Source organism: Paractinoplanes globisporus DSM 43857, assembly GCF_000379645.1.
GTDB classification, from domain to species: domain Bacteria; phylum Actinomycetota; class Actinomycetes; order Mycobacteriales; family Micromonosporaceae; genus Actinoplanes; species Actinoplanes globisporus.
On record NZ_KB903318.1, the window covers coordinates 57,837 to 80,648 of the forward strand.

The following is a 22,812-nucleotide window of genomic DNA, read 5'->3' on the forward strand; positions in this document are numbered from 1 at the left end:
GGCGTCCGGCGCTTTTTTCGGCTTCCGCGGACCGCGCGCGTTCGAACACCTGTACTATATGCCAGAGTGGACGGTCGATCTTGACCATGATCTTTGGGAGCGGGCCGGGGGACATGTCACGCCTTCTCGATGCGCTTGTGGACATCTGCGGGCCCGACTACGCGCGGGCCGGCCGGTCCGTCGACGTGGTGGGCGGTCAGCGCGTGGGGCTGGTCGCCGTGCCCGCGACGACGCAGGCCGTCGCCGACGTGCTGCGACTCGCGGCCGACGAGGGCCTGACGGTGATGCCGCGCGGTTCGGGCAGCAAAATCGACTGGGGTACGCCGTCCGACAGCGTCGACCTGATCCTCGACACCGGCCGCCTCAACGGCCTGTGGGACCACAACGTCGAGGCCGCGACGGTCGAGGTCGCCACCGGCACGCCGGTCCGCTCGGTGCAGGCCGCCCTGGCCCTCAGGAGTCAGCGCCTGCCGGTCGACCCGCCCTCCCGCACGGCCACGGTCGGCGGCATGCTCGCGCTCAACGAGTCGGGCCCGCTGCGCTACCGCTTCCGCACCCCCGCCGAGCACGTCGACCGGGTGACCTACGTCGACCGGTCCGGCGTCGCCGCCACCTCCGACGGCGAGGGCGACAGTCCCGGCCTCGCCGAGATCACCGGCGTGATCACCTCGGCCGTGGTGCGCCTGCAGCCGCTGCCCGCGCTGCGCCGCTGGGTGGTGGCGCCGGCCCCGACGCCGGTGCAGGCGGCCAAGCTGGCGGCCGAGGCCGCGAGTCATCCGGTGAGCGCCATCGAGACCGACCTGCCCGCCGACGGCGGCGGCGTGGTGGCCGCGCTCTTCGAGGACGCCGATCCCTATCCGCTGGCCCTGTCGTGGAAGGCGGCCGTCACGCCGACCGCGCCGAGCTGGTGGGGGCAGTACCCATTCGACCGCGACGACGTCGCGCTGCGTCTCTCGGTCGCCCCCGACGACCTGGCCGCCATCGTGTACGCGTTGGCCGACGCCGCCGGCGGCCCGGTGCCGGTGCGCGGCTCGGCCGGCCTGGGCCGAGTGCACGCCGTTCTCCCGGGCGCGCTCACCGCCGACGACCTGGACCGCATCGTCGGGTCGGTCCGCCACGTGCAGCTCGCCCGCACCGGTCGCGTCGCCGTGGTGGCGGCTCCGATGCCGCTGGCCCGCGAGGTCGAGATGGCCGCCCGGCACGAGTTCTTCTAGAGGCGTGCCGCTTCCTGCGCATGGTTGCGCGGGGTGCGGCCAGTTGCGGTCGGCATTGCGGCAGCGGCGTAACTAGAAGCGGGCAGCTTCGTGGGTGCGGGTGGTCGGGTGACGCTCGGGGAGGGCCGGCGTGCCCACCGCGTACGTCAGATAGGCGAAGCGGCCCACCTGGGCGGTGCCGGTGAGGATGAGCTCGCGGGCGCTCAGGTGGCGGGGGAGCAGCGGGGCGCCGTGGCCGAGCAGGACCGGGGCGATGCCGAGGATGATCTCGTCGAGCAGGCCCTGGTCGACGAACTGGCCGACCAGGTCGCCGCCGCCGACCAGCCAGACGTTCTTGCCTTTGGCCGCGACCAGCATGGCCTCGTGGACGCGCCGCACGTCGCCGCTGACCATGAAGATGTTGGCGTCGGGGACGAGCGGCAGCTCGCGGTTGCCGAAGACCCAGCAGGGCACGTCGCCGTACAGGTCCCGCCAGTTGTGCGGCTCGGCCAGCACGTTGTCGTTGGCGAGCACCCACTCGTACGTGTTGGCGCCCATGGCGAAGGCGCCGACACCGGCGAAGAAGCCGCCGAACGGGTTCTCGGAGCCCCCGTCGACGTCGAACAGCCAGTCGAGCGAGTTGTTCTCGTCGGCGATGTAGCCGTCGATGCTCGTCGCCGTGTAGTACTGGGTTTTCGCCATGTTTCCCACCATGCCACGATCAAGCAGGCGAAAGCGGCGAAATGGCGCCCTAGGCGTCGTTGCGGAGCACCAGGATCGCGATGTCGTCGCGGGGCTCCTCGACCGAGAAGTTGATCGTGATGGAGCGCAGCCGGGCGGCCATCACGTCGGCCGGATAACCGGCGAGCGGGCCGGCCGCCTCGCGCAGCCGCGCGGTGCCGAACAGCTCGCGCCCGCGCCGTCGCTCGGTGACCCCGTCGGTGTAGAAGATCAGCGAGTCGCCGGACTGCAGCCGCACCTCGGAGTCGGGCGAGGAGATCGTCTCGAGCAGGCCGAGCGCCGTGCCGCCCTCGCCCACGAACGACGTCTTGCCGTCCGCGCGTACCAGCACCGCCCGGTCGTGCCCGGCCAGGTGCAGGCACACCGCGAGCGTCCCGTCCTTCTCCTGTTGCACGGAGGCCATCGCGAGCGTGCAGTACCGGCCACCGCCCCGCTGCACCAGCGTCTTGTTGACCCGGCAGAGGATCTCGGTCATCGGCTTGCCGTCGTCGACGAGGATCCGGATCACGTCGCGGACCAGGCCGGTGACCGTGGCCGCCTGCACGCCCTTGCCGGAGACGTCGCCGACCACGACCAGCCACCGGTCGTCGCCGGCCGGGACCACGTCGTAGAAGTCGCCGCCCACCTCGGAGCCGGTCGGGACGTACTCGGCGGCGAAGCCGACCCCCTCGACGTGCGGCAGGGCCGGCGGGAGCAGCGAGGCCTGCAGGGTGCGGGCCACCGTACGGCGCTCGTCGTGGATGCGCGCGTTGTCGATGGCGAGCGCGGCCCGGCGTGCGACGTCCTCCAGGACCGCGACCTCGTCTGCCTCGTGGCGGTGCTTGGCGTGCTTGCCCACGGCCAGCGTGCCGAGCCGGGTCCCGCGGGCCACCAGCGGGACGGCGAAGCCCTCGTTGGGCGTACCGAACATGACCTGGGTGCCCAGCCGGGACGCCTCTTCGAGCCGGGAGAGGATCGCGTCGGGCCCGGTCTCGGCGAGTGTCTCGTGCAGCTGGGCCAGCGCCGACTCGTCGGCGTGGGTGGCCGCGGCCAGCTGCAGCCGGCCCCACGCGTCGGTCGTGTGCACCGCGCACCACTGGCCGAGCCGGGGCACCACGAGCTGCGGGATCAGCGCCATGGTCAGGTTCACGTCGAGCGACTGGGCGAGCAGTTCGCTGGCCTCGGCCAGGAAGGTCAGCCACGTCTGCCGGCGCAGGTCGGCGCGGCGGAGGCGGTCGTTCTCCAGGTGCAGCGAGAAGCGCTCGGCGACGATCGTGGCCAGGGGCTGGGCGTACCCGGTGGGCGCGGCGTCCAGCTCGAGCTCGCCGGAGTACGGCCTATGGACGGCGAGCGGTACCCGGATCGTGTCGGCGTTCTCCCGCGGCTGCCGCCCGTGCCGGGCCAGCAACTGACGGCCGGCGCCGTCGCCGCGGTCGAGCCGCACCACGCCGCCGGCGGCGCCGGTCAGACGCGCGAGCCGGGACAGCATGTCGGCGGCGAACTCGGCGAGCGCCTCGTCGGTCTGCCGCTCGGGGTTGATCTGCAGCAGCGCGGTGAGCGCGCCGACGCTGGGCGTGCCGGCCTCCAGCACGTTCGCCGCCGGGACCACGGCTGTGGTCGCCTCGGGCGCCGCGTGCCGCTCGAGGCGGAACCAGACGCCCTTGCCGGTCCCCTCGTGCACGGTGCCCCAGCGGCTGGCGAAGTGGTCGACCAGCAGCAGGCCGCGGCCGCGCTCGGCGACCTCGCCGATGTCGACGCTCTCGTTGCGGGGGCCGACCGCGAGCTGCTCGACCGGGCCGGGCGCGAAGTCGGTGACCGTCACGGTCAGCCCGGTCTGGTCGGCGCTGACCTCGATGTCCAGCTCGGTGTTCGCGTGCACCACGGCGTTGGTGGAGAGCTCGGTGGTCAGCAGCAGCGCCTCGTTGAGCAGCGTGTCGAGCCCGGCATCCTCGAGCACCGAGCGCACGAGCGCCCGGGCCGCGGCCGGGGTACGCCGATCGTTGGGCAGCCGGACACGCCGGACGAGACCGCCCGCGGGGGCATCCGAAGCCGACACGCATGCATCCTCTCCTGTCGGTAGGGGGATGTACAAAGTCGTCTCTCGCATTGACCCCGTCGGGCGAGAGAGGATAAGGAGCCCACCGGCCGTTGGCCGGAGAGCCTTCAGTCCGATCAAGGGTGGTGGCGGGGTGGTCGGAAGGGGAGTGAGGACCAGAATGACTGCGGCAAAAGAAGCCCACGACGAGACCGCCGTTCTCGGCGAGCTCGCCGAGGCGCTGCGCCGGGTGCGTCGGGGTGACCTCAAGGTTCGGCTTCCCCGTCGTGGCGGCGCGGCCGGCGAGGTCGCCGACGCCTTCAACGAGGTCGTCTCCCTGCAGGAACGACAAAATCTGGACCTGCGGCGGATCAGCCGGATCGTCGGACGCGACGGCCGGCTCACCGAGCGCCTCGACGACGAGGGCCTCGACGGCTCGTGGGCCGACAGCGTCCGCTCGGTCAACTCACTGATCGACGATCTCGGCCGCCCCACCACCGAGATCTCCCGGGTCATCGTGGCGGTTGCCGAGGGTGATCTCTCCCAGCACATGGCGCTGGAGATGGACGGCCGGCCACTCCGGGGTGAATTCCTCCGGATCGGCCGCACGGTGAACACGATGGTCGACCAGCTGTCGAGCTTCGCCGACGAGGTGACCCGGGTGGCGCGCGAGGTGGGCACCGAGGGCGAGCTGGGCGGTCAGGCCGACGTGCGCGGCGTCGCCGGCACGTGGAAGGACCTGACCGACTCGGTGAACCTGATGGCGTCGAACCTGACCCACCAGGTGCGCTCGATCTCCCAGGTGGCGACCGCGGTGGCCCGCGGCGACCTGTCGCAGAAGATCACCGTTTCGGCCCGCGGCGAGGTCGCCGAGCTGGCCGACACGATGAACGGCCTCACCGACACGCTGCGCCTGTTCGCCGAGCAGGTGACCAGGGTGGCGCGCGAGGTGGGCACCGAGGGCAAGCTCGGCGGCCAGGCCGACGTGCCGAACGTCGCCGGCACCTGGAAGGACCTCACCGACTCGGTGAACTCGATGGCCTCCAACCTGACCAGCCAGGTGCGGAACATCGCTCAGGTCTCCACCGCCGTCGCCAAGGGCGACCTGTCGCAGAAGATCACGGTGGCCGCGCAGGGCGAGATCCTCGAGCTCAAGGACACCGTGAACACGATGGTCGACCAGCTGTCGTCGTTCGCCGACGAGGTCACCCGCGTGGCCCGCGAGGTCGGCACCGAGGGCAAGCTCGGCGGTCAGGCCCAGGTCCGTGGCGTCTCCGGCACCTGGCGCGACCTCACGGAAAACGTGAACCAGCTGGCCAACAACCTCACCGACCAGGTCCGCAACATCGCCCAGGTCTCCACCGCGGTGGCGAAGGGCGACCTGTCGCAGAAGATCACGGTCGACGCCCGCGGCGAGATCGCAGAGCTGAAGAACACCGTGAACACGATGGTGGACCAGCTGTCGAGCTTCGCCGACGAGGTCACCCGGGTGGCGCGCGAGGTGGGTTCGGAGGGCAAGCTGGGTGGTCAGGCCCAGGTCAAGGGCGTTTCCGGTACGTGGCGCGACCTGACCGACAACGTCAACTACATGGCGTCCAACCTGACCAGCCAGGTGCGGAACATCTCCTCGGTCACTACCGCGGTGGCCAAGGGCGACCTGTCGCAGAAGATCACGGTCGACGCCCGCGGCGAGATCCTCGAGCTGAAGACCACGGTCAACACGATGGTCGACCAGCTCTCGTCGTTCGCCGACGAGGTGACCCGGGTGGCCCGCGAGGTGGGCACCGAGGGCAAACTCGGCGGTCAGGCCCAGGTGCGCGGCGTGGCCGGCACCTGGCGCGACCTGACCGACAACGTCAACTCGATGGCCTCCAACCTCACGGCCCAGGTGCGTAACATCGCGCAGGTCTCCACCGCCGTCGCCAAGGGCGACCTGTCGCAGAAGATCACGGTCGACGCGCAGGGCGAGATCCTCGAGCTGAAGAGCACCGTGAACATCATGGTCGACCAGCTGTCGTCGTTCGCCGACGAGGTGACCCGGGTGGCCCGCGAGGTGGGCTCGGAGGGCAAGCTCGGCGGTCAGGCGCAGGTGCGCGGCGTGGCCGGCACCTGGCGCGACCTGACCGACAACGTCAACTACATGGCGTCCAACCTGACCGCCCAGGTGCGGAACATCGCGTCGGTGACCACGGCCGTGGCGAAGGGCGACCTGTCGCAGAAGATCACGGTCGACGCCCGGGGCGAGATCCTCGAGCTCAAGGACACCGTCAACACGATGGTCGACCAGCTCTCCAGCTTTGCCACCGAGGTGACGCGGGTCGGCCGCGAGGTGGGCGTCGAGGGCAAGCTCGGTGGTCAGGCCCAGGTCAAGGGCGTCTCCGGTACGTGGCAGGACCTCACCGACAACGTGAACCAGCTCGCCTCGACGCTGACGATCCAGTTGCGCGCGATCGCCGAGGTGTCCACGGCCGTGACCCGCGGCGACCTGACCCAGAGCATCGCGGTCGAGGCGCAGGGCGAGGTGGCCGAGCTCAAGGACAACATCAACCAGATGATCGTCACCCTGCGCGAGACCACCAAGGCGAACGCCGAGCAGGGCTGGCTCGACTCCAACCTGGCCCGGATCGGCGGCCTGCTGCAGGGCCAGCGCGATCTCGGCGAGGTCTGCCGCATGATCATGACCGAGGTGACGCCGCTGGTCGACGCCCAGCTCGGTGCGTTCTTCCTGGTCGACAACGAGCAGGCAGTCATGCGGCTGCGGCTCGCGGCCTCGTACGGCTATGTGGCTCGCAACCACGAGGTGACGTTCGGGCCCGGCGAGGGCCTGGTCGGGCAGGCCGCGGTCTCCCGCCGGACGATCCGGGTCCGGGCGACCCACGACGGCATCCTCACCATGCGCTCGGGTCTCATGTCGATGCCCCCGAACGACCTGGTCGTGCTGCCGGTGCTGTTCGAGGGCGAGATGCTCGGCGTGATCGAGTTCGCCTCGGTGGCCGCCTTCTCGGGCCTGCATCTCACGTTCCTCGAGCGGCTGGTCGCCACGATCGGCGTCGCTCTCAACACCATTCAGGCCAACCGGCGTACGGAGGAACTGCTCTCCCAGTCGCAGCGGCTGGCCCGCGAGATGCAGGACCAGTCGGCCGAGCTGCAGCGCACCAACGCCGAGCTGGAGGACAAGGCGAAACTGCTCAGCGACCAGAAGGCGAACATCGAGACCAAGAACCGGGAGATCGAGCAGGCCCGGCGCGGACTCGAGGAGAAGGCGCAGCAGCTGTCGCGGGCGAGCGCGTACAAGTCGGAGTTCCTGGCGAACATGAGCCACGAGCTGCGGACGCCGCTCAACTCGCTGCTGCTGCTGGCCCGCCTGCTGGCCGACAACACCGAGCACAACCTCACCGAGAAACAGATCGAGTTCGCCCGTACGATCCACAGCGCCGGCTCGGACCTGCTGTCGCTGATCGACGACATCCTCGACCTCGCCAAGATCGAGGCGGGCCGGATGGACGTCGAGGTCGACCAGATCGACTTCGACGGCGTCCGGTCGTACGTCGAGCAGGCGTTCCTCCCGCAGGCCGAGGACAAGAACCTCGACTTCCGGGTCGAGGTGGCGCAGGGGCTGCCGGCCTCGATCGTCACGGACGGCCAGCGCCTCCAGCAGATCCTGCGCAACCTGCTGTCCAACGCGGTCAAGTTCACCGACTCCGGCTCGGTGACGCTGAGCATCTTCGCGGCGCCACCGACCACCGACTTCGACATCCCGGCGCTGGCCGCGGCCCGGCAGGTGGTCGCGTTCGCGGTCTCGGACACCGGCATCGGCATCTCCGACGAGAAACTGGCGATCATTTTCGAGCCGTTCCAGCAGGCCGACGGCACGACCACGCGGAAGTACGGCGGCACCGGCCTGGGCCTGTCGATCAGCCGGGAGTTCGCGGCGCTGCTCGGCGGCACGATCGTCGTGTCGTCGCTGCCGGGCGAGGGATCGACCTTCACGCTGTACGTGCCGGACGCGCTGACGCCGGAGACGGTGCCGGTGCTGGCGCTGCCGTCCGAGCCGTCGACGACCGTGGTGGTGCGGCCGGCCCGGTCGCTCGACATGCCGCTGCTCGAGCTGCCGGTCATCAGCCACCGCAGCGAGTCCGAGACGCACATCAGCGCGGCCGGCCGGCAGCTCGACGGCGCGACCGTGCTGATCGTCGACGACGACGTGCGCAACGTGTTCGCGCTGACCAGCGCCCTGGAGATGCACGGGCTCAACGTGCTCTACTCCGACAACGGGGTCGACGGCGTACGGCTGCTGGCCGAGCACCCCGAGGTCGACATCGTGCTGATGGACGCGATGATGCCCGATCAGGACGGCTATGAGACGACCCGGGGCATCCGTCGCAACCAGCGCTTCCGCGACCTACCGGTAGTCTTCCTTACCGCGAAGGCGATGCCGGGCGACCGGGAATCGGCCCTTGCGGCGGGCGCGAGCGATTACATCACCAAACCGGTCGACCTGGACGAGCTGATCGAGCTGATGGCCCGCTGGGTGAACGCGGACAGGACCATCGAACCCGAGCGCGGCTGATCTTCAGCAAGCTGAGAGGAGGGGGCGTGGCGGAACGCGCCAAGGCCCTGCTGGTCGACGACCGGAAAGACAATCTGCTCGCCCTGGAGGCCATCCTCCAGGGCCTGCCGGTGACCCCGGTGGCCGTGGAGAGCGGCGAGGCCGCGCTGAAGCAGCTGCTCACCGACGACTTCGCGGTCATTCTGCTGGACGCGCAGATGCCCAACATGGACGGTTTCGAGACGGCCAGCCACATCAAGCGCCGCGAGCGCACCCGGCACGTGCCGATCCTGTTCCTGACCGCGGCCGACCGCGACGCGCAGCTCGCGCTGCGGGGGTACGCGGTCGGCGCGGTCGACTACCTCACCAAGCCGTTCGACCCGTGGGTGCTGCGGGCCAAGGTCAGCATCTTCGTCGAGCTGTGGACCAAGACCCAGCAGCTCAAGGCTCAGGCCGACGCGACCCGCGAGCGGGAGGCCCAGTGGCAGCGCCTGACCGAGACGGTCGACGAGGCCGCCCGGGTGCTGCGCGCCAACGGCGACGACGCGGCCGCCGAGGCCCTGGCGCTGCTGGAGAAGGCGCGCTGGGGCGGCAACTAGGAATTCACGTAGGGCGTGGCGGCGTTCGCCAGGACCCCGCGCAGCACCGACCGCGGGCGGGCGCCGACCAGCGTTGACGTCACGACCCCGCCGGAAAAGGTGAGCAACGTGGGCATGGCGAGGACGCGGTAGGTGCGGGTCGCCTCCGGGTTCTCGTCGACGTTGAGCTTGCCGATCAGCAGCTCGCCGCGGAACTCGTCGGCCAGCTCGGCCAGCACCTGGGCCATCGGCCGGCAGGGCGGGCACCACTCGGCCCAGAAGTCGACGACGAACGGCAGCTCGGCCTTCAGCACGAGGTCGGCGAAGCTCGCGTCGGTCACGGTGATCAGAGGCACGGGTTCTCCCGGTGTTCGAGGGCCTGGGTCAGCTGGTGGTGCAGCTGCCTCCGCACGTCGGTGAGCTCCGCGAGATAGCCGTCCACCTCGGCCAGCTTGCGGCGCAGCACCGCGACGGAGTCGGGGCAGACGTGACCCGATCCGGTGGCGCGCAGGCACGCGACGAAGGGCTTGATGTCGTCCAGGCCGAACCCGACCGCGAGCAGCGACCGGATCTCGTGGACGACCTTGAGCTCGGCGTCGTCGTACTGCCGGTAACCGTGGGCGTCCCGTCGCGGGCGTACGAGACCCTGCTCCTCGTAGTAGCGCAGGGTCCGGGCGCTCGTCCCGGCTCGTTCGGCCAGCTCACCGATCAGCATGCAGCCGACGCTAGGCCTTCACACCGGCGTCAAGGCAACGGCAAGCGGCGCACGTCTCAGGTAACCGAGCTGATCATCAGGGCGCTCCGCAGGCCGGTGATGTCCAGGACGCGCATGAGGAACTCGCCTACGTTGGTCAGAGCGAGCACCGAGCGGGCGTGCTGGGCCTTGCGGCTGAGCACGACCAGCGTGCCGAGCCCCTGCGAGTCGCAGAATGTGACGCCCGCCATGTCCAGCGTTATCCGGGCCGGCGGCTCGGCCAGGGTCTCATTGACGATGGACGAGAGGCTGGTGACCGTGAGCACGTCGATCTCACCGGCGAGGTGGAGAACAACCTCGTCGGGAGCACGCTCAACCTCGATGTTCAGCTCCGGTCGCTCCACGACCTCAGCCTATCGTTCGGCGGGTGGATATGCCCGTTGGGCACGTTCGTATCGGGTCGTACCGGACATCCGGGTGTGACGCGCGCGCGACGTGAACAACCCTCTTGAGACGGCACGACGGGGTCGCTGCCAGAATGGGAGACGCTGTGACCACCACATACCACGCCGAGGGCCTCCCCTACCCGGAGGACGCCCCGGTCTCCCAGGCCCTGTTCGACCGCGCCAGCGCCATCGTGCCCGGCGGGGTCAATTCACCCGTGCGTGCGTTCCGGGCGGTCGGCGGCACGCCCCGATTCATGGCGAGCGGCACCGGCCCCTGGCTCACCGACGCCGACGGCCGGCGCTACGTCGACCTGGTCTGCTCGTGGGGTCCGCTGATCCACGGGCACGCGCACCCCGAGATCGTGGCCGCGGTGCAGGCGGCGGCCGCCCTCGGCACGAGCTTCGGGACGCCCACGGCCGGCGAGGTCGACCTGGCCGAGGAGATCGTCCGGCGTACGGCGGTGGACGAGGTCCGCCTGGTCAACTCCGGCACCGAGGCCACCATGACCGCGATCCGCCTGGCCCGGGGCTTCACCGGCCGGGCCAAGGTGATCAAGTTCGCGGGCTGCTACCACGGGCACGTGGACGCGCTGCTCGCTGCGGCCGGCTCGGGCGTGGCGACGCTGGGCCTGCCCGACTCGCCCGGCGTGACCGGCGCCGCGACCGCCGAGACGATCGTGGTGCCGTACAACGACATCGCCGCCGTCGAGCTCGCCTTCGCGGCGAACGGGGACGAGATCGCCGCGGTGATCACCGAGGCCGCCGCCGGCAACATGGGCGTGGTCGCCCCGCGCGACGGCTTCAACCAGCGACTCGCCGAGATCGCCCACGCGCACGGCGCCCTGCTCATCGTCGACGAGGTGATGACCGGCTTCCGGGTGTCGGCCGGCGGCTGGGCGGGCCTCGAGCCGGTCGACGCCGACCTGTTCACCTTCGGCAAGGTGATGGGCGGCGGGCTGCCGGCGGCCGCGTTCGGCGGCCGACGAGAGATCATGTCGCGGCTCGCCCCGGCCGGCCCGGTCTACCAGGCCGGCACGCTCTCCGGTAACCCGCTGGCCTGCGCGGCCGGGCTCGCCTCTCTGCGGCTCGCCGATGACGCGGTCTACAAGCGCCTCGACGAGCTGTCGGTCATCGTCGGCTCGCTCGCCTCCCAGGAGCTCAGCGAGGCCGGCGTCGCGCACAGCCTGTCGTACGCGGGCAATATGTTCTCGATCTTTTTCACCGATGTCGACGTGGCCGATTACGACTCGGCGAAAACGCAGAACGCCGCCCAGTTCAAGGCCTTCTTCCACACCATGCTCGCCCGGGGCGTCTACCTTCCGCCCAGCGCGTTCGAGTCGTGGTTCGTGTCGACGGCGCTGGACGACGCGGCGCTGGAACAGATCGCCGCGGCGCTTCCGCACGCGGCTCGCGCGGCGGGGAGCGTGGCGTGACCGAGCCGACCAGGACGAAGGTCCACGTGCTGCGGCACGGGGAGGTCTTCAACCCCAACAAGATTCTGTACGGGCGGCTGCCCAACTTCCACCTGTCGGAGCTCGGCCAGCAGATGGCCAAGGCGGCGGCCGAGGCCCTGGCCAACCGCGACGTGACCTATGTGGTGGCCAGTCCGCTCGAGCGCGCCCAGGAGACGGCCACCCCGATCGCCGCCGAGTTCAAGCTCGAGGTCGCCACCGACATCCGGCTGATCGAGAGCGAGAACTACTTCGAGGGCAAGCGCGTCTCGGTCGGCGACGGCGCGCTCACCAACCCGCGGCACTGGTGGGTGCTGCGCGACCCGATCACCCCGTCCTGGGGCGAGCCCTACCTGGCGATCGCCCAGCGGATGTTCGCCGCGGTGCAGGCCGCCCGGGTCGCCGCCGAGGGTCACGAGGCCGTCTGCGTCTCCCACCAGCTCCCGATCTGGACGCTGCGCCGTTACGTGGAGAAGCGCCGGCTCTGGCACGACCCGCGACGCCGCCAGTGCGGCCTGGCCAGCCTCACGACGTTCCTGTTCGAGGGCTCGACGGTGACCGGGATCGAGTACTCCGAGCCCGCCGCCCACCTGGTGGCCCTCTCGGCCTCCGCCAAGACCGCCAAGGGAGCTTGACCATGCGCCGCCTCGCCGGAGTCCTGGCCGTCGCCGCCGTCGCGGCGGTCGTCCTGACCGGCTGCGGCGGCGAGAACTGGGCCAAGAAGTGCACCACCACCGGAACCGTGGTGGAGTGCGCCCCCGACCAGCGGCCGCAGGTCAAGGACGTCACCGGCGACCTGCTCGACGGCGGCACGTACGACGTGACGCAGGACCGCGGCAAGGTCGTGGTGGTCAACTTCTGGGGCTCGTGGTGCGCGCCGTGCCGGGCCGAGGCCGACGACCTCGAGCAGACGTACCAGGCCACCAAGGCCAAGGGCGTCACGTTCATCGGGGTCAACTCGCGCGACGACAAGGACTCGGCCAAGGCGTTCGAGCGCGGCCGGGTCACGTACCCGAGCATCTACGACTTCGACGGCAAGGTGGCGCTGAAGTTCGACGTCACCCAGACCAGCACCCCGGCCACGCTGATCCTCGACCGGCAGGGCCGCATCGCGGTGGCACTGCGCGCCGCCACCACGCACACCCAGCTGCAACCGCTGGTGGAAAAGATCGCGGCCGAAGGGACCGGGTGATGGGTGACGAGTTCGCCTCGATCGCCGGCAGCGGACCGCTGGTGCTGGCCATCGCCGTCGCGGCCCTCGCGGGCCTGGTGAGCATCCTCTCGCCGTGCGTGCTGCCGCTGATGCCCGGCTACCTGTCCTATGTGACCGGTCTGGCCGGCTCCGATCTGGACGCTCGCGAGTCGGCCGAGGGATCCGTCGCCGTGAAGACCCGGGTCAGCGGGCGGGTGCTGGCCGGCACCGGCCTGTTCGTGCTCGGCTTCGCGGTCGTCTTCACGCTGCTGCTGACCCTGGTGGCGAACATCGGCTTCGCCCTCAAGACGCACCAGGACGCGCTCAACATCGCCCTCGGCGTCCTGGTCATCGTGCTCGGCTTCGGCTATCTGGGCTGGATCCCGGGCCTCCAGCGCGAGGTGCGGATCAGCAAGCTCCCCGCGGCCGGGCTGGTCGGCGCCCCGATCTTCGGAGCGATCTTCGCGCTCTCCTGGCTGCCGTGCACCGGACCCACTCTGGCCGCGGTGGCCGCCCTCGCCACGACCAGCGGGCAGACCAGCCGGGCCGTCACGCTCGCTCTCGCGTACAGCCTGGGGCTGGGTATTCCGTTTGTGGTTTTCGGTCTTTTCTTCCGCAAGCTCCTCGGGGTCTTCCGGGCGATCCGGCGCAACAGCCGGTGGGTGACCCGGATCGGGGGCGTGCTGCTCATCCTGGTCGGTGTCGCGCTGGTGACCGGCGGGTGGAACCACTTCCTGGTCTGGCTGCTGACCACGTTCAACTTCGGTCAGGAGCTGCCGCTGTGACCGTGGTCGAGGAACGTCCCGCGCCGGCGGCCGCGCCCCCGCCGAAACCGGCCCATCGCCTGTGGGCCCTGTTGCGCAACTCGTGGCGACAGCTCACCAGCATGCGTACGGCGTTGGTGTTGCTCTTCCTGCTCGCCGTCGCCGCCATCCCCGGCTCGGTGTTCCCGCAGCACGCGGTGGACGAGCAGCGGGTCACCGAGTACTACCAGGCTCATCCCTCGCTGGCGCCGTGGCTCGAGCGGCTCGGCGGCTTCGAGGTGTACGGCTCGCCGTGGTTCGCCTCGATCTACCTGCTGCTGTTCACCTCGCTGATCGGCTGCGTGGTGCCCCGCCTGCGTGACCACGTGCGCGCCCTGCGGCAGTCCGTGCCGGACGCGCCCAAGCGGTTCGACCGTCTCCCGCTCTCCTCGCCGGATTTCGCGTCCGGGGAGACGCCCGCCGAGGCGGCCGCGCGTGTCGCCGGGGTGCTGCGCCGGCGCCGGTTCCGCACGAAGGTACGCGAGCACGACGACGGCAGCTTCTCCGTCTCCGCCGAGAAGGGGTACCTCAAGGAGGCCGGCAACCTGCTCTTCCACTTCGCGCTGCTCGCGGTGCTGATCGGGGTGGGCTTCGGGCACTGGTACGGCTGGCACGGCAACCGGATCCTGGTGGCCGGCGCCGACCAGGGCTTCTGCGACTCGCTCGCGCAGTACGACGACTCCACGCTCGGTCCTCGCGTCGACGCCGCCGACCTGCCGGACTTCTGCCTCAAGCTCACCGACTTCCGGGCCTCGTACGAGACCACCGGCCAGCCGAAGATGTTCGCGGCCACGGTCGCGGTGACCGAGGGCGACGGCCCCGCTAAGACCCGCACGTTCACGGTCAACAAGCCGCTGCGGCTGCACGGCGCCGGCGTGCACCTGATCGGCCACGGCTACGCGGTCAGCCTGCGCTACACCGACCGGTACGGCGTCTCGCAGACCAAGGTCGTGCCGTTCCTGCCGATCGACGGCATGTTCACCAGCGAGGGTGTCGCCCAGTTCCCGGACGTGAACATCGACCCCAAGACGGACAAGCGGGACCCGACGCTGCAGGTCGGCTTCGAGGGGCGGTACCTGCCGACGGTCGGCACCGACGGCAGCGCCACCTCGGCGTACCCGGCGGAGAACTCGCCGGCCCTGTTCCTCACCGCCTACCGCGGCGACCTCGGGCTCGACGTGGGCACGCCCGGCTCGGTCTACGCGCTCGACCAGGGGCAGATCGCCACCGGTGACCTCAAGAACGTGAGCGGCGCCCGGCCGCACGAGCTCAAGATCGGCGACAGCTGGACCCTGGACGACGGCACCAAGCTGGAATTCCTCGGCACCCGGCCGTACGCCACGCTCTCGATCCGCTACGACCCGACGCAGACGCTGGTGCTGGCGGGCGCGGCGCTGGGCCTGTGCGGGCTGATGCTCTCGCTGGCCGGGAAGCGGCGCCGGGTCTGGTTCCGTGCCCTGCCCGCTTCGCCGGAAGCGTCCGGCGGTACGTTGTTGACGGCCGGTGGCCTGCCGCGCACCGACTATCCCGGTTTCGCCGACGAGTTCACGCAGTTGGTGAAGGCCGCCGAGGAAGGGACGCCCTGATGGCGGAGTTGTCGAATCAGCTGATGGCGGTCACCGTGCTGGCCTACCTGGCCGCGATGGTCTGCTACGCCGCCGAGTACGCCTTCGGGTCGAAGAGCCGGATCGGGCGGGCCGCCGAACGTCCCGCGCGGGTTCTGGTCGGCGCGGGTGCTCCCCTTTCGGACGACGTCCCGTCGACGGTCGACTCGCCCCCACCGCCGAACAAAACGGGCGAAATCTTCGGGCGCGTGGCGGTCGGGCTGAACGTCGTGGCCCTGCTGCTGCACCTCGGCGCGCTGGTCACCCGCGGCATCGCGGCCGACCGCATGCCCTGGGGCAACATGTACGAGTACATCCTCTCCGCGACCTTCGTCGGGTCGGCGGTCTGGGTGGGCGTGCTGATCCGGCGGCCGGCGATCCGGCACATCGGGCTGTTCGTCTCGCTCGCGCTGGTGCTGCTGCTCGGCGCCGACGGGATGATCGCGTACGTGCCGGTGGGTCCGCTCGTGCCGGCCCTGCACTCGTACTGGTTCATCATCCACGTCTCGACGATCATCCTGGCCTCGGGCATCTTCCTGATCGGCGCCGTGCCGGCCACGATGTTCCTGATCCGCGACGGGTACGACAAGGGCAAGCGCCGCTTCCCGTACTCGCTGGGCCGGAACACGCCGGACGCGGCCGTGCTCGAGCGGCTGACCTTCCGGCTGCACGCGTTCGCGTTCCCGCTGTTCACGTTCGGGGCGCTGATCGCGGGTCCGATCTGGGCCGAGGCGTCCTGGGGGCGGTACTGGGGGTGGGACCCGAAGGAGGTCTGGGCGTTCATCTCCTGGATCGTCTACGCCGGGTACCTGCACGCCCGGGCCACGCCGAGCGTCAAGCGCAACGTGGCGACCTGGATCGCGCTGCTCGGCTTTGCCACGATGCTGATGAACCTCTTCGGGGTCAACCTGTTCTTCAGCGGCTTCCACTCGTACGCCAATGCCGGCGGTATGTAGCTCATTGCTCATTGGCCGAGCAGGCCGCCTAGTAGCGGTTGCTCGGACGGGGTGGCGGGTTCCGTCGGGGTGGCGGGTTCGCTTGTTGGCTGGGCGGACGCTGGTGCGGCGGGGGCCACTGTCGGCTGGGCCGCCGCTCGGCTTGCGGCGTCGGCGTCGGGGCCGCAGTCGCCAGCCGTCCACGTGTCGTAGCGATTCACCCAGTTCAGGCAGAAGCCGCCGGTCTGCTGGGGCTGGTCGGGGGCGTACCCGGTGAGCGTCGGCACGTCGTCTCGCCAGTAGCGGGCATTACCGCCGTCCGGGGGCCGCAGCTGCACGTTGTCGACGGTCACCTCGGGCACGTCGATGCGGGCCGGGCGGCCGGCGTCGACGTGCACCTCGACGTACTGCTCGACGTACGCGGTCTGGCCGATCGGGAGGCGCTGGGCGGTGAGCAGGTTCCATCGGTTGTTCCACCAGAGCCAGGCGCCCCAGACGCCGTCCGCGTCGCTGTGCAGGTCAAGCCAGACCCGGTCGCCGGGCTGCAGCGCGTACTGGTCGTAGAACTGCCAGGTGTGGGTGTTGGTGTTGAACGTGTAGATGTGCTGCCGCAGGGGGCCGGCCCACCCGGTCTGCGCCCAGCCGGCCTCCAGCCAGGAGATCTGGCCGCCGCCCATGTTCCGCTTGACCATGAACCGGCCGGCGACGAAGTCGTAGCTGCCCGGGCGGATCGAGCCGTCCACGACCGAGATGCGGCCGGAGACGCCGCTCCACTCGCCGGCTGAGTTGGCGCCCAGGTGGTGGTAGCCGCTCGGGGTGAAGGCCGTCTCCTCGGGGCGGGTCAGCTGCACGGCCGACTCGAGGATCCGGCCGGACGCTCGGCAGGCGCCGGGGGAGCCGGGGCCGGCCGGGGTGGTTGGTGCGTGGGTCGATGCGGAGCCGCCGCGGCAGGCGGGCAGTCGCGACGCCGCTTTTGTGTGCTTCGCTGCGCCCGCGGACGCGCCCGCAGCGCCCGCCGCTGAGCCGGCCGCTGCGCCCGCTGCGCCCGCCGCTGAGCCTGCCGCCGCGCCCGCCGCTGAGCCCGCGGCGGGGCCCTCCGCTGAGCCCGCCAGCATCGCCGAGGCCGCCGAGGCCGCCGCGCCCGCCGAGGCCGCGGGGCCGGCTGCGGCCAGCAGGGCGGCGACCGCCGTCAGCGCGCACCACCGCGCCATGTTCCGGACGTTCACAGTCACCTCGCCGAGCTCGGGCCGATGGGAACAATCGCCCACCTCAACGCGAATCGGACATCCGGAGTGACGGTGATCGCCCGGGTGCGGAAACGTCGTAGGGGTGGTGAAGACTGGGATGCATGGCGCCTCGTGGGTTCCCCTATGACGATCTGCAGAGCTTCCTGTCGGCCCTCGAGGCGGCCGGTGAGCTGCGCCGGGTCACCGTTCCGGTCGACCCGACGCTGGAGATCAGCGAGGTGGTCACGCGCACGGTCCGGGCCGGCGGTCCGGCCCTGCTGTTCGAGCGCCCGACCCGCGGCGAGATGCCCGTGGCGATCAACCTGTTCGCCACCGAGAAACGCATGGCCATGGCGCTCGGCGTCGACTCGCTCGACGAGATCGGCGACCGCATCGGTGCGCTGATCAAGCCGGAGCTCCCGGTCGGCTGGTCCGGCATCCGCGAGGGCATCGGCAAGGCGCTGCAGCTCAAGTCGCTCCCGCCGAAAAAGGTGAAGACCGCGCCCAGCCAAGAGGTCGTGCTCAAGGGCGACGAGGTCGACCTCGGCCTTCTGCCCGGTCTGCAGGTCTGGCCCGATGACGGCGGCGTTTTCCACAACTTCGGTCTCACCCACACCAAGCACCCCGAGACCGGCAAACGCAATCTGGGTCTGTACCGCCTGCAGCAGCACTCGAAAAACACGCTCGGCATGCACTGGCAGATCCACAAGGACTCGACGGCTCACCACGCGGTCGCCGAGCGCCGTGGCGAGCGCCTGCCGGTGGCCGTGGCGATCGGCTGCGACCCGGTGGTGTGCTACGCGGCGAGCGCCCCGCTGCCCTCCGACATCGACGAGTACCTGTTCGCCGGCTTCCTGCGCGGCGAGCGGGTCGAGATGGTCGACTGCCTGACCGTCCCGCTGCAGGTCCCGGCGCACGCCCAGGTGGTCCTCGAGGGCTATCTCGATCCCGGCGAGCGGGCGCCCGAGGGCCCGTTCGGCGACCACACCGGCTTCTACACCCCGGTCGAGCCGTTCCCGGTGCTGCACATCGAGACGATGACCATGCGGAAAAAGCCGGTCTACCACTCGATCATCACGTCCAAGCCCCCGCAGGAAGACCACGGCCTCGGCAAGGCGACCGAGCGCATCTTCCTGCCGCTGCTGCGCATGCTGATCCCCGACATCGTCGACTACGACATGCCGGCCGCCGGTGTCTTCCACAACTGCGTGATCGTCTCGATCCGCAAGCGCTACCCGAAACACGCGCAAAAGATCATGAATGCGATCTGGGGCGCCCACCTGATGTCGCTGACCAAGCTCATAGTGGTCGTCGACGAGGACTGCGACGTGCACGATTACGCCGAGGTCGCCTTCCGCGCCTTCGGCAACGTCGACTACGACCGCGACCTGCTGCTCACCCAGGGCCCGGTCGACCACCTCGACCACGCCTCCTATCAGCAGTTCTGGGGCGGCAAGGCGGGCATCGACGCCACCCGTAAGCTGCCGTCGGAGGGCTACTCCCGCGGCTGGCCGGAGGCAATGGCCATGTCGAGTGAGGTGGTCGCGCTCGTGGACAAGCGCTGGAAGGAATACGGGATATGACGGCGGTGGCGGCGGCCTCGGAAAACCCGGGCAAAATCAAGTCGTTCCTGCAGCTGGTCAAGATCGAGCACTCGATCTTCGCGCTGCCGTTCGCCTATCTGTCGGCCCTGGTCGCCCTCGACCGCCTCGACACCGGCGTCCACTGGGTCGACCTGCTGTTGATCACGATCGCGATGGTCTCCGGCCGCACGTTCGCGATGGCCGCCAACCGCATCCTCGACCGCAAAATCGACGCGCTGAATCCCCGTACGCAAAATCGTGAGCTTGTCACCGGCGCGGTTTCGCTCCGTACGGCCTGGACGGGCGCGGCGGTCTCGCTGGTCGTCATGGCGGTCGCCGCCGGCCTGCTCAACTGGCTGTGCCTGGCGCTGTTCCCGCTGGCCGTGATCCCGCTGGTCGTCTATCCGTACGCGAAACGCTTCACCAACTACCCCCACTACGTCCTGGCGCTCGCCCAGGCCGTGGCGCCGGTCGGCGCCTGGCTCGGCATCACCGGCACGTTCTCCGGCTCCGGGCCGGCCTGGGTGCTCGGGGTCGCGGTCGGCCTCTGGATCGGCGGCTTCGACATCATCTACGCCTGCCAGGACGTCGAGATCGACCACCAGATCGGCGTGCATTCCACCCCGGCCCGCTGGGGCGTGCGCACCGCCCTGCACATCTCGACGGCCACGCACGTGGTGACCTTCGCGCTGTTCGTCTGGTTCGGCCAGCTGGTCGGCCTGAGCTGGCTCTGGTGGATCGGCCTGGCGCTGACCGCGGCCGCCTTCGCCTACCAGCACATAGTCGTCACCCCGACCGACCTCTCGAAGGTCAACCGCGCCTTCTTCACCGCAAACGGCTTCGTCGGCATCGTCCTGTTCCTCTTCGCCGTCCTCGACCTCGCGCTGCTCTGACCGGGCAGCCGTCGCCGTGCCCGATCCCGCGCCCGCGCCGGCCGCGCTCGCGCCAGCCCCGCCGGGCGTGCCCGTTCCCGCGTTCGCGTCGGCCGCGCGGGGCGTGCCCGTTCCCGTGCTCGCGCCAGTCCCGCCTGGCGTTGCTGGGCTGGCTTGCGCATTCGTTGTAACCGCGCGGGCGGCGCCGTCCGTCTTATCGGCGTGAGTGACAGAGAGGCCGAGTTCCGCGAGTTCGTCGGCGCGCGGATGGAGTCGCTGCGGGGGCTCGCTTACCTCACCTGTGGGGACTGGCAGGTCGCCGAGGATGCGGTCCTCGGCGCGCTGGCCAAGCTCTACGGGCGGTGGCACCGCGTGGACAACCCCGATGCGTGGGCGCGGACGGCCGTGGTGCGGGCGGCGATCGACGAGACCCGGCGGCCGTGGTGGCGGCGCGAGCAGTCGCACAGCCACGCCGCGATGCCCGATCGGGTCGCCCCCGACGAGACACGCGGCGTCGACGAGCGGCTGCGCCTGCGCGCGGCTCTCGGCCGGTTGCCGGTGAAGCAGCGAGCCGTCGTCGTGCTGCGTTTCCTCGAAGGGTTCGACGTGCGGCAAACCGCGGCCGCGCTGAGCCTGCCCGAGGGCACGGTCAAGGGCTACACGTCCCGGGGCCTCGACGCGCTCCGGCTGATCCTGGACGAGCGAACGGAGGGCCGTCGTGCGCACCGAACTTTCTGACCTGCTGTGGGAGGCGGCCCAGGACGCACCGCCGCCGCGCTACGACGTGGACGACGCGGTGCGGGCGGGCAAGCGCCGGCAGCGCCGCCGGCGGGCCGGCACGGTGGTCGCGGCCATGGTGGCGGTGGCCGTCGCGGTCGGCGTGCCGCAGCTCACCGGCCGGGCGTCCGGGCCTCCGCCGACACCGGCCGGGCCCACACCGTCGGTCGGGCCCTCGGTCGGGCCATCGGTTCCACCGTCGCCCAGCGTGACCGTTGCATCGAAAGCCGAGATCAACTTCACGTTCGGTAGCTACCGGGCGGGCAAGTTCACGGTCTCCGACCCGTTTCGCTGGACGCTGGCCGGGCTGAGCGCGGAGGTCCGGAAGAAGGGCGGCGACCCGGCCGCGCCCGAGGGCATGCTGACCGTCTACCACCCGGGGGTCGCCGATCCGCTCGCCACCATGGGCCTCCAGCGAACCACGACCGACGCGATCGGCGGCCGGCCGGCCTATTTCGCCGCCTATCAGGGCCCGCCGATGCTCGTCTGGCAGTACGCCGACGACGCGTACGCGGTCGTCGAATCCCGATCGGGCGGCCGAGGCGCCGACGCGATGTCCAAGGCCGACCTGCTTCAGGTGGCCGGGGCGTTCCGCACCGGCCCGGCGAGCCCGGTGACCGTGCCGTTCCGCACCACTGCCGTGCCGGCGGGCTATCGGCTGGTCCAGGCCCAGCAGAACCCGGGCGACGTCCTGCCGGCCATGACGCGCTTTCTCCCCGCGGGCTCCGCCACCGCCCGCCTCGCCGACGTCGACCACGGGCCGGAGCCCGACCCGAAGAGCGGGATCGCCGACCAGCTCCGGATCGAGGTGGTCCTCCCGGTGTCGGGGGAGTTCGACGGCGATCCGTCGTCCGGCACCCAGTGCCCGGCCACCGGCGGCCGGTGCTATCGCTGGCTTCCCGGCGGCAAGTACGTGGTGGAGGCCCTCTGCCGCGCTCTCAGCCCGGCCGAGCTGACCCGGCTGGTCGACGGCATCGAGGTCGCCGACCCCGGCCGGCCGGACACGTGGTTCCCGGCGAACCGGGCCTTCCCGGCGGCTGCGCTGAGCGGGGAGTAACACTGGAGGCATGCGTGAACCGTGGGTCGTCGGCGTCTCGGGTGCTTCCGGGACGCCGTACGCGAAAGCCGTGCTGACCGCCCTGCTCGACGCCGGCGAATCGGTCGACCTGGTCGTCTCCCGTGCGGCCCGGCTCACTCTGCTCGACGAGACCGGCGCCACGATCCGTGACGCCCATTGGAAGGACGACGTCGGCTCCTGGCTCGGCCGCGATCTGGGCGATCTCGCCTACTGGCCGGCCGGCGATCTGGCCGCCGGGCCGAGCAGCGGGTCGTACCGGGCCCGGGGAATGGTGGTGGTACCGGCCAGCACGGCCGCGTGCGCCGGCATCGCCATCGGGCTCTCCAAAGACCTGCTTCAGCGGGCCGCAGAGGTCAACCTCAAGGAGCGCCGCCGTACGGTGGTCGTGCCGCGCGAGACCCCGGTGACCCGCAGCCACCTGGAGCACCTGATCGCGCTGCACGACGCCGGGGCGGTCGTGCTGCCGGCCAGCCCCGGCTTCTACGGTTCCGGGGCCGGGGCGACCGCACAACAGCTGATCGACTTCGTCGCGGGCAAAGTGCTGGACGCTCTCGGCGTACCGCACACTCTTTTGACCCGATGGAAGGGTGAGCTGAACGCTCAGCGCAATCCGTTGGGCGGACCGTAACCCATGCCGGGGTTGCTCGGACCCGCGTTGCGGGGCCGATTGGCGGCATCGTCCTCGCGCATCTCCTCGACCACGCCGTCGCCCTCGAGCAGCGCGCGCACCTCGGACTCGCGGAACCGGCGGTGGCCACCCGGAGTGCGGATGCTGCCGATACGCCCGGCGGCGGCCCAGCGCGTGACCGTCTTGGGGTCGACGCGGAACAATGCGGCCACCTCGCCCGGTGTCAGCAGACGATCTCCAGTGTCCACAACCCCCTCCTCGCGTCGGTCTTCTGGAGCGGCCGTGATCACGGTGAGTGTCGGCGTGCTCGATCGGGACGTAAAGCCATTAGAGCATTGCCCCGGAACCGAGTCCCTGGAATGCGGAAAAAGCCCTAATTGCGACAGTGATCGTTATCCTGCCGACGATTCGTCGCTACCGGGCGTGAGTAGCTATCTGCCACCCGATT

At 70.6% G+C, this 22,812-nt stretch carries 21 protein-coding genes; 14 read left to right on the plus strand and 7 right to left on the minus strand.

The window, feature by feature from the left end:
* Positions 1 to 113: 113 nt before the first annotated feature.
* On the plus strand, positions 114 to 1,214 hold the full coding sequence (locus A3CQ_RS0132305; protein WP_157296639.1) for an FAD-binding oxidoreductase: 1,101 nt from the start codon (positions 114 to 116) through the stop codon (positions 1,212 to 1,214).
* 72 nt (positions 1,215 to 1,286) lie between these two features.
* Here the strand turns inward: A3CQ_RS0132305 and A3CQ_RS0132310 are convergent, their stop codons facing one another.
* Together A3CQ_RS0132310 and A3CQ_RS0132315 are read right to left on the minus strand one after the other, a co-directional pair.
* On the minus strand, positions 1,287 to 1,895 hold the full coding sequence (locus A3CQ_RS0132310) for a dihydrofolate reductase family protein (protein WP_051115420.1): 609 nt from the start codon (positions 1,893 to 1,895) through the stop codon (positions 1,287 to 1,289).
* 49 nt (positions 1,896 to 1,944) lie between these two features.
* The gene (locus tag A3CQ_RS0132315) at positions 1,945 to 3,969 is read right to left on the minus strand and encodes a SpoIIE family protein phosphatase (RefSeq protein WP_020515091.1); all 2,025 of its coding nucleotides are present in this window, start codon (positions 3,967 to 3,969) and stop codon (positions 1,945 to 1,947) included.
* 160 nt (positions 3,970 to 4,129) lie between these two features.
* On the opposite strand from A3CQ_RS0132315, the gene A3CQ_RS0132320 reads away from it, so the two are divergent.
* Both A3CQ_RS0132320 and A3CQ_RS0132325 read left to right on the plus strand, forming a co-directional pair.
* Positions 4,130 to 8,518, plus strand: a complete 4,389-nt coding sequence (locus tag A3CQ_RS0132320; protein ID WP_020515092.1) for a HAMP domain-containing protein — start codon at positions 4,130 to 4,132, stop codon at positions 8,516 to 8,518.
* Positions 8,519 to 8,544: 26 nt separating this feature from the next.
* Positions 8,545 to 9,096 (plus strand): response regulator, encoded by a 552-nt coding sequence (locus tag A3CQ_RS0132325; RefSeq protein ID WP_020515093.1) that lies wholly within the window; start codon positions 8,545 to 8,547, stop codon positions 9,094 to 9,096.
* Here A3CQ_RS0132325 and A3CQ_RS0132330 read toward each other — a convergent pair.
* The 3 genes from A3CQ_RS0132330 to A3CQ_RS0132340 are packed head-to-tail and all read right to left on the minus strand — an operon-like array spanning position 9,093 to position 10,173.
* The gene (locus tag A3CQ_RS0132330; RefSeq protein ID WP_020515094.1) at positions 9,093 to 9,431 is read right to left on the minus strand and encodes a thioredoxin family protein; all 339 of its coding nucleotides are present in this window, start codon (positions 9,429 to 9,431) and stop codon (positions 9,093 to 9,095) included. The two genes, A3CQ_RS0132325 and A3CQ_RS0132330, sit on opposite strands and share 4 nt — an antisense overlap.
* On the minus strand, positions 9,422 to 9,790 hold the full coding sequence (locus tag A3CQ_RS0132335; RefSeq protein WP_020515095.1) for a MerR family transcriptional regulator: 369 nt from the start codon (positions 9,788 to 9,790) through the stop codon (positions 9,422 to 9,424). The genes A3CQ_RS0132330 and A3CQ_RS0132335 overlap by 10 nt, the downstream gene beginning before the upstream one ends.
* 56 nt (positions 9,791 to 9,846) lie before the next feature.
* A complete protein-coding gene (locus A3CQ_RS0132340; protein ID WP_020515096.1) occupies positions 9,847 to 10,173 on the minus strand; it encodes an STAS domain-containing protein in 327 nt (108 codons plus the stop codon).
* A 134-nt stretch (positions 10,174 to 10,307) separates the two neighbouring features.
* Here A3CQ_RS0132340 and hemL point away from each other — a divergent pair, with 134 nt between their 5' ends.
* The 6 genes from hemL to ccsB are packed head-to-tail and all read left to right on the plus strand — an operon-like array spanning position 10,308 to position 16,221.
* Positions 10,308 to 11,648: a glutamate-1-semialdehyde 2,1-aminomutase gene (gene hemL / locus A3CQ_RS0132345; RefSeq protein ID WP_051115417.1), complete on the plus strand. Its 1,341-nt coding sequence runs from the start codon at positions 10,308 to 10,310 to the stop codon at positions 11,646 to 11,648.
* On the plus strand, positions 11,645 to 12,301 hold the full coding sequence (locus A3CQ_RS0132350; RefSeq protein ID WP_020515098.1) for a histidine phosphatase family protein: 657 nt from the start codon (positions 11,645 to 11,647) through the stop codon (positions 12,299 to 12,301). Before hemL ends, A3CQ_RS0132350 begins: the two co-directional genes overlap by 4 nt.
* A gap of 2 nt (positions 12,302 to 12,303) precedes the next feature.
* Positions 12,304 to 12,858 (plus strand): TlpA family protein disulfide reductase, encoded by a 555-nt coding sequence (locus A3CQ_RS0132355; RefSeq protein WP_020515099.1) that lies wholly within the window; start codon positions 12,304 to 12,306, stop codon positions 12,856 to 12,858.
* A complete protein-coding gene (locus A3CQ_RS0132360; protein ID WP_020515100.1) occupies positions 12,858 to 13,643 on the plus strand; it encodes a cytochrome c biogenesis CcdA family protein in 786 nt (261 codons plus the stop codon). Before A3CQ_RS0132355 ends, A3CQ_RS0132360 begins: the two co-directional genes overlap by 1 nt.
* Positions 13,640 to 15,247, plus strand: coding sequence for a cytochrome c biogenesis protein ResB (gene resB, locus A3CQ_RS0132365; RefSeq protein ID WP_020515101.1), 1,608 nt, complete (start codon positions 13,640 to 13,642; stop codon positions 15,245 to 15,247). The genes A3CQ_RS0132360 and resB overlap by 4 nt, the downstream gene beginning before the upstream one ends.
* Positions 15,247 to 16,221, plus strand: coding sequence for a c-type cytochrome biogenesis protein CcsB (gene ccsB / locus A3CQ_RS0132370; RefSeq protein WP_020515102.1), 975 nt, complete (start codon positions 15,247 to 15,249; stop codon positions 16,219 to 16,221). The genes resB and ccsB overlap by 1 nt, the downstream gene beginning before the upstream one ends.
* Positions 16,222 to 16,229: 8 nt before the next feature.
* On the opposite strand, the gene A3CQ_RS63165 is transcribed toward ccsB, so the two are convergent.
* Positions 16,230 to 17,432 (minus strand): hypothetical protein, encoded by a 1,203-nt coding sequence (locus A3CQ_RS63165; protein ID WP_245577412.1) that lies wholly within the window; start codon positions 17,430 to 17,432, stop codon positions 16,230 to 16,232.
* 116 nt (positions 17,433 to 17,548) lie between these two features.
* Between A3CQ_RS63165 and A3CQ_RS0132385 the strand changes: the two genes are divergently transcribed.
* From A3CQ_RS0132385 to A3CQ_RS0132405, 5 genes are all read left to right on the plus strand, one after another.
* Positions 17,549 to 19,009: a menaquinone biosynthesis decarboxylase gene (locus A3CQ_RS0132385; protein ID WP_020515105.1), complete on the plus strand. Its 1,461-nt coding sequence runs from the start codon at positions 17,549 to 17,551 to the stop codon at positions 19,007 to 19,009.
* Positions 19,006 to 19,902: a menaquinone biosynthesis prenyltransferase MqnP gene (mqnP, locus tag A3CQ_RS0132390; RefSeq protein WP_020515106.1), complete on the plus strand. Its 897-nt coding sequence runs from the start codon at positions 19,006 to 19,008 to the stop codon at positions 19,900 to 19,902. Before A3CQ_RS0132385 ends, mqnP begins: the two co-directional genes overlap by 4 nt.
* Before the next feature lie 201 nt (positions 19,903 to 20,103).
* A complete protein-coding gene (locus A3CQ_RS0132395; RefSeq protein WP_020515107.1) occupies positions 20,104 to 20,619 on the plus strand; it encodes a SigE family RNA polymerase sigma factor in 516 nt (171 codons plus the stop codon).
* Positions 20,600 to 21,715 carry a hypothetical protein gene (locus A3CQ_RS0132400; RefSeq protein WP_020515108.1) on the plus strand — a complete coding sequence of 372 codons (1,116 nt, stop codon included), beginning with the start codon at positions 20,600 to 20,602 and terminating at the stop codon, positions 21,713 to 21,715. Before A3CQ_RS0132395 ends, A3CQ_RS0132400 begins: the two co-directional genes overlap by 20 nt.
* 10 nt (positions 21,716 to 21,725) lie before the next feature.
* The gene (locus A3CQ_RS0132405) at positions 21,726 to 22,364 is read left to right on the plus strand and encodes a UbiX family flavin prenyltransferase (RefSeq protein ID WP_020515109.1); all 639 of its coding nucleotides are present in this window, start codon (positions 21,726 to 21,728) and stop codon (positions 22,362 to 22,364) included.
* On the opposite strand, the gene A3CQ_RS0132410 is transcribed toward A3CQ_RS0132405, so the two are convergent.
* On the minus strand, positions 22,337 to 22,612 hold the full coding sequence (locus A3CQ_RS0132410) for a BldC family transcriptional regulator (protein WP_026206443.1): 276 nt from the start codon (positions 22,610 to 22,612) through the stop codon (positions 22,337 to 22,339). The two genes, A3CQ_RS0132405 and A3CQ_RS0132410, sit on opposite strands and share 28 nt — an antisense overlap.
* Positions 22,613 to 22,812: the final 200 nt, after the last annotated feature.

What these genes read in the sequence shown, in the direction of transcription:
- A3CQ_RS0132305 (WP_157296639.1), top strand. Translation starts at nt 114, where the DNA reads ATGTCACGCCTTCTCGATGCGCTTGTGGACATCTGCGGGCCCGACTAC.
- A3CQ_RS0132310 (WP_051115420.1), bottom strand. Translation starts at nt 1,895, where the DNA reads ATGGCGAAAACCCAGTACTACACGGCGACGAGCATCGACGGCTACATC.
- A3CQ_RS0132320 (WP_020515092.1), top strand. Translation starts at nt 4,130, where the DNA reads ATGACTGCGGCAAAAGAAGCCCACGACGAGACCGCCGTTCTCGGCGAG.
- A3CQ_RS0132335 (WP_020515095.1), bottom strand. Translation starts at nt 9,790, where the DNA reads ATGCTGATCGGTGAGCTGGCCGAACGAGCCGGGACGAGCGCCCGGACC.
- hemL (WP_051115417.1), top strand. Translation starts at nt 10,308, where the DNA reads ATGGGAGACGCTGTGACCACCACATACCACGCCGAGGGCCTCCCCTAC.
- A3CQ_RS0132355 (WP_020515099.1), top strand. Translation starts at nt 12,304, where the DNA reads ATGCGCCGCCTCGCCGGAGTCCTGGCCGTCGCCGCCGTCGCGGCGGTC.
- A3CQ_RS0132360 (WP_020515100.1), top strand. Translation starts at nt 12,858, where the DNA reads ATGGGTGACGAGTTCGCCTCGATCGCCGGCAGCGGACCGCTGGTGCTG.
- ccsB (WP_020515102.1), top strand. Translation starts at nt 15,247, where the DNA reads ATGGCGGAGTTGTCGAATCAGCTGATGGCGGTCACCGTGCTGGCCTAC.
- A3CQ_RS0132385 (WP_020515105.1), top strand. Translation starts at nt 17,549, where the DNA reads ATGGCGCCTCGTGGGTTCCCCTATGACGATCTGCAGAGCTTCCTGTCG.
- mqnP (WP_020515106.1), top strand. Translation starts at nt 19,006, where the DNA reads ATGACGGCGGTGGCGGCGGCCTCGGAAAACCCGGGCAAAATCAAGTCG.
- A3CQ_RS0132405 (WP_020515109.1), top strand. Translation starts at nt 21,726, where the DNA reads ATGCGTGAACCGTGGGTCGTCGGCGTCTCGGGTGCTTCCGGGACGCCG.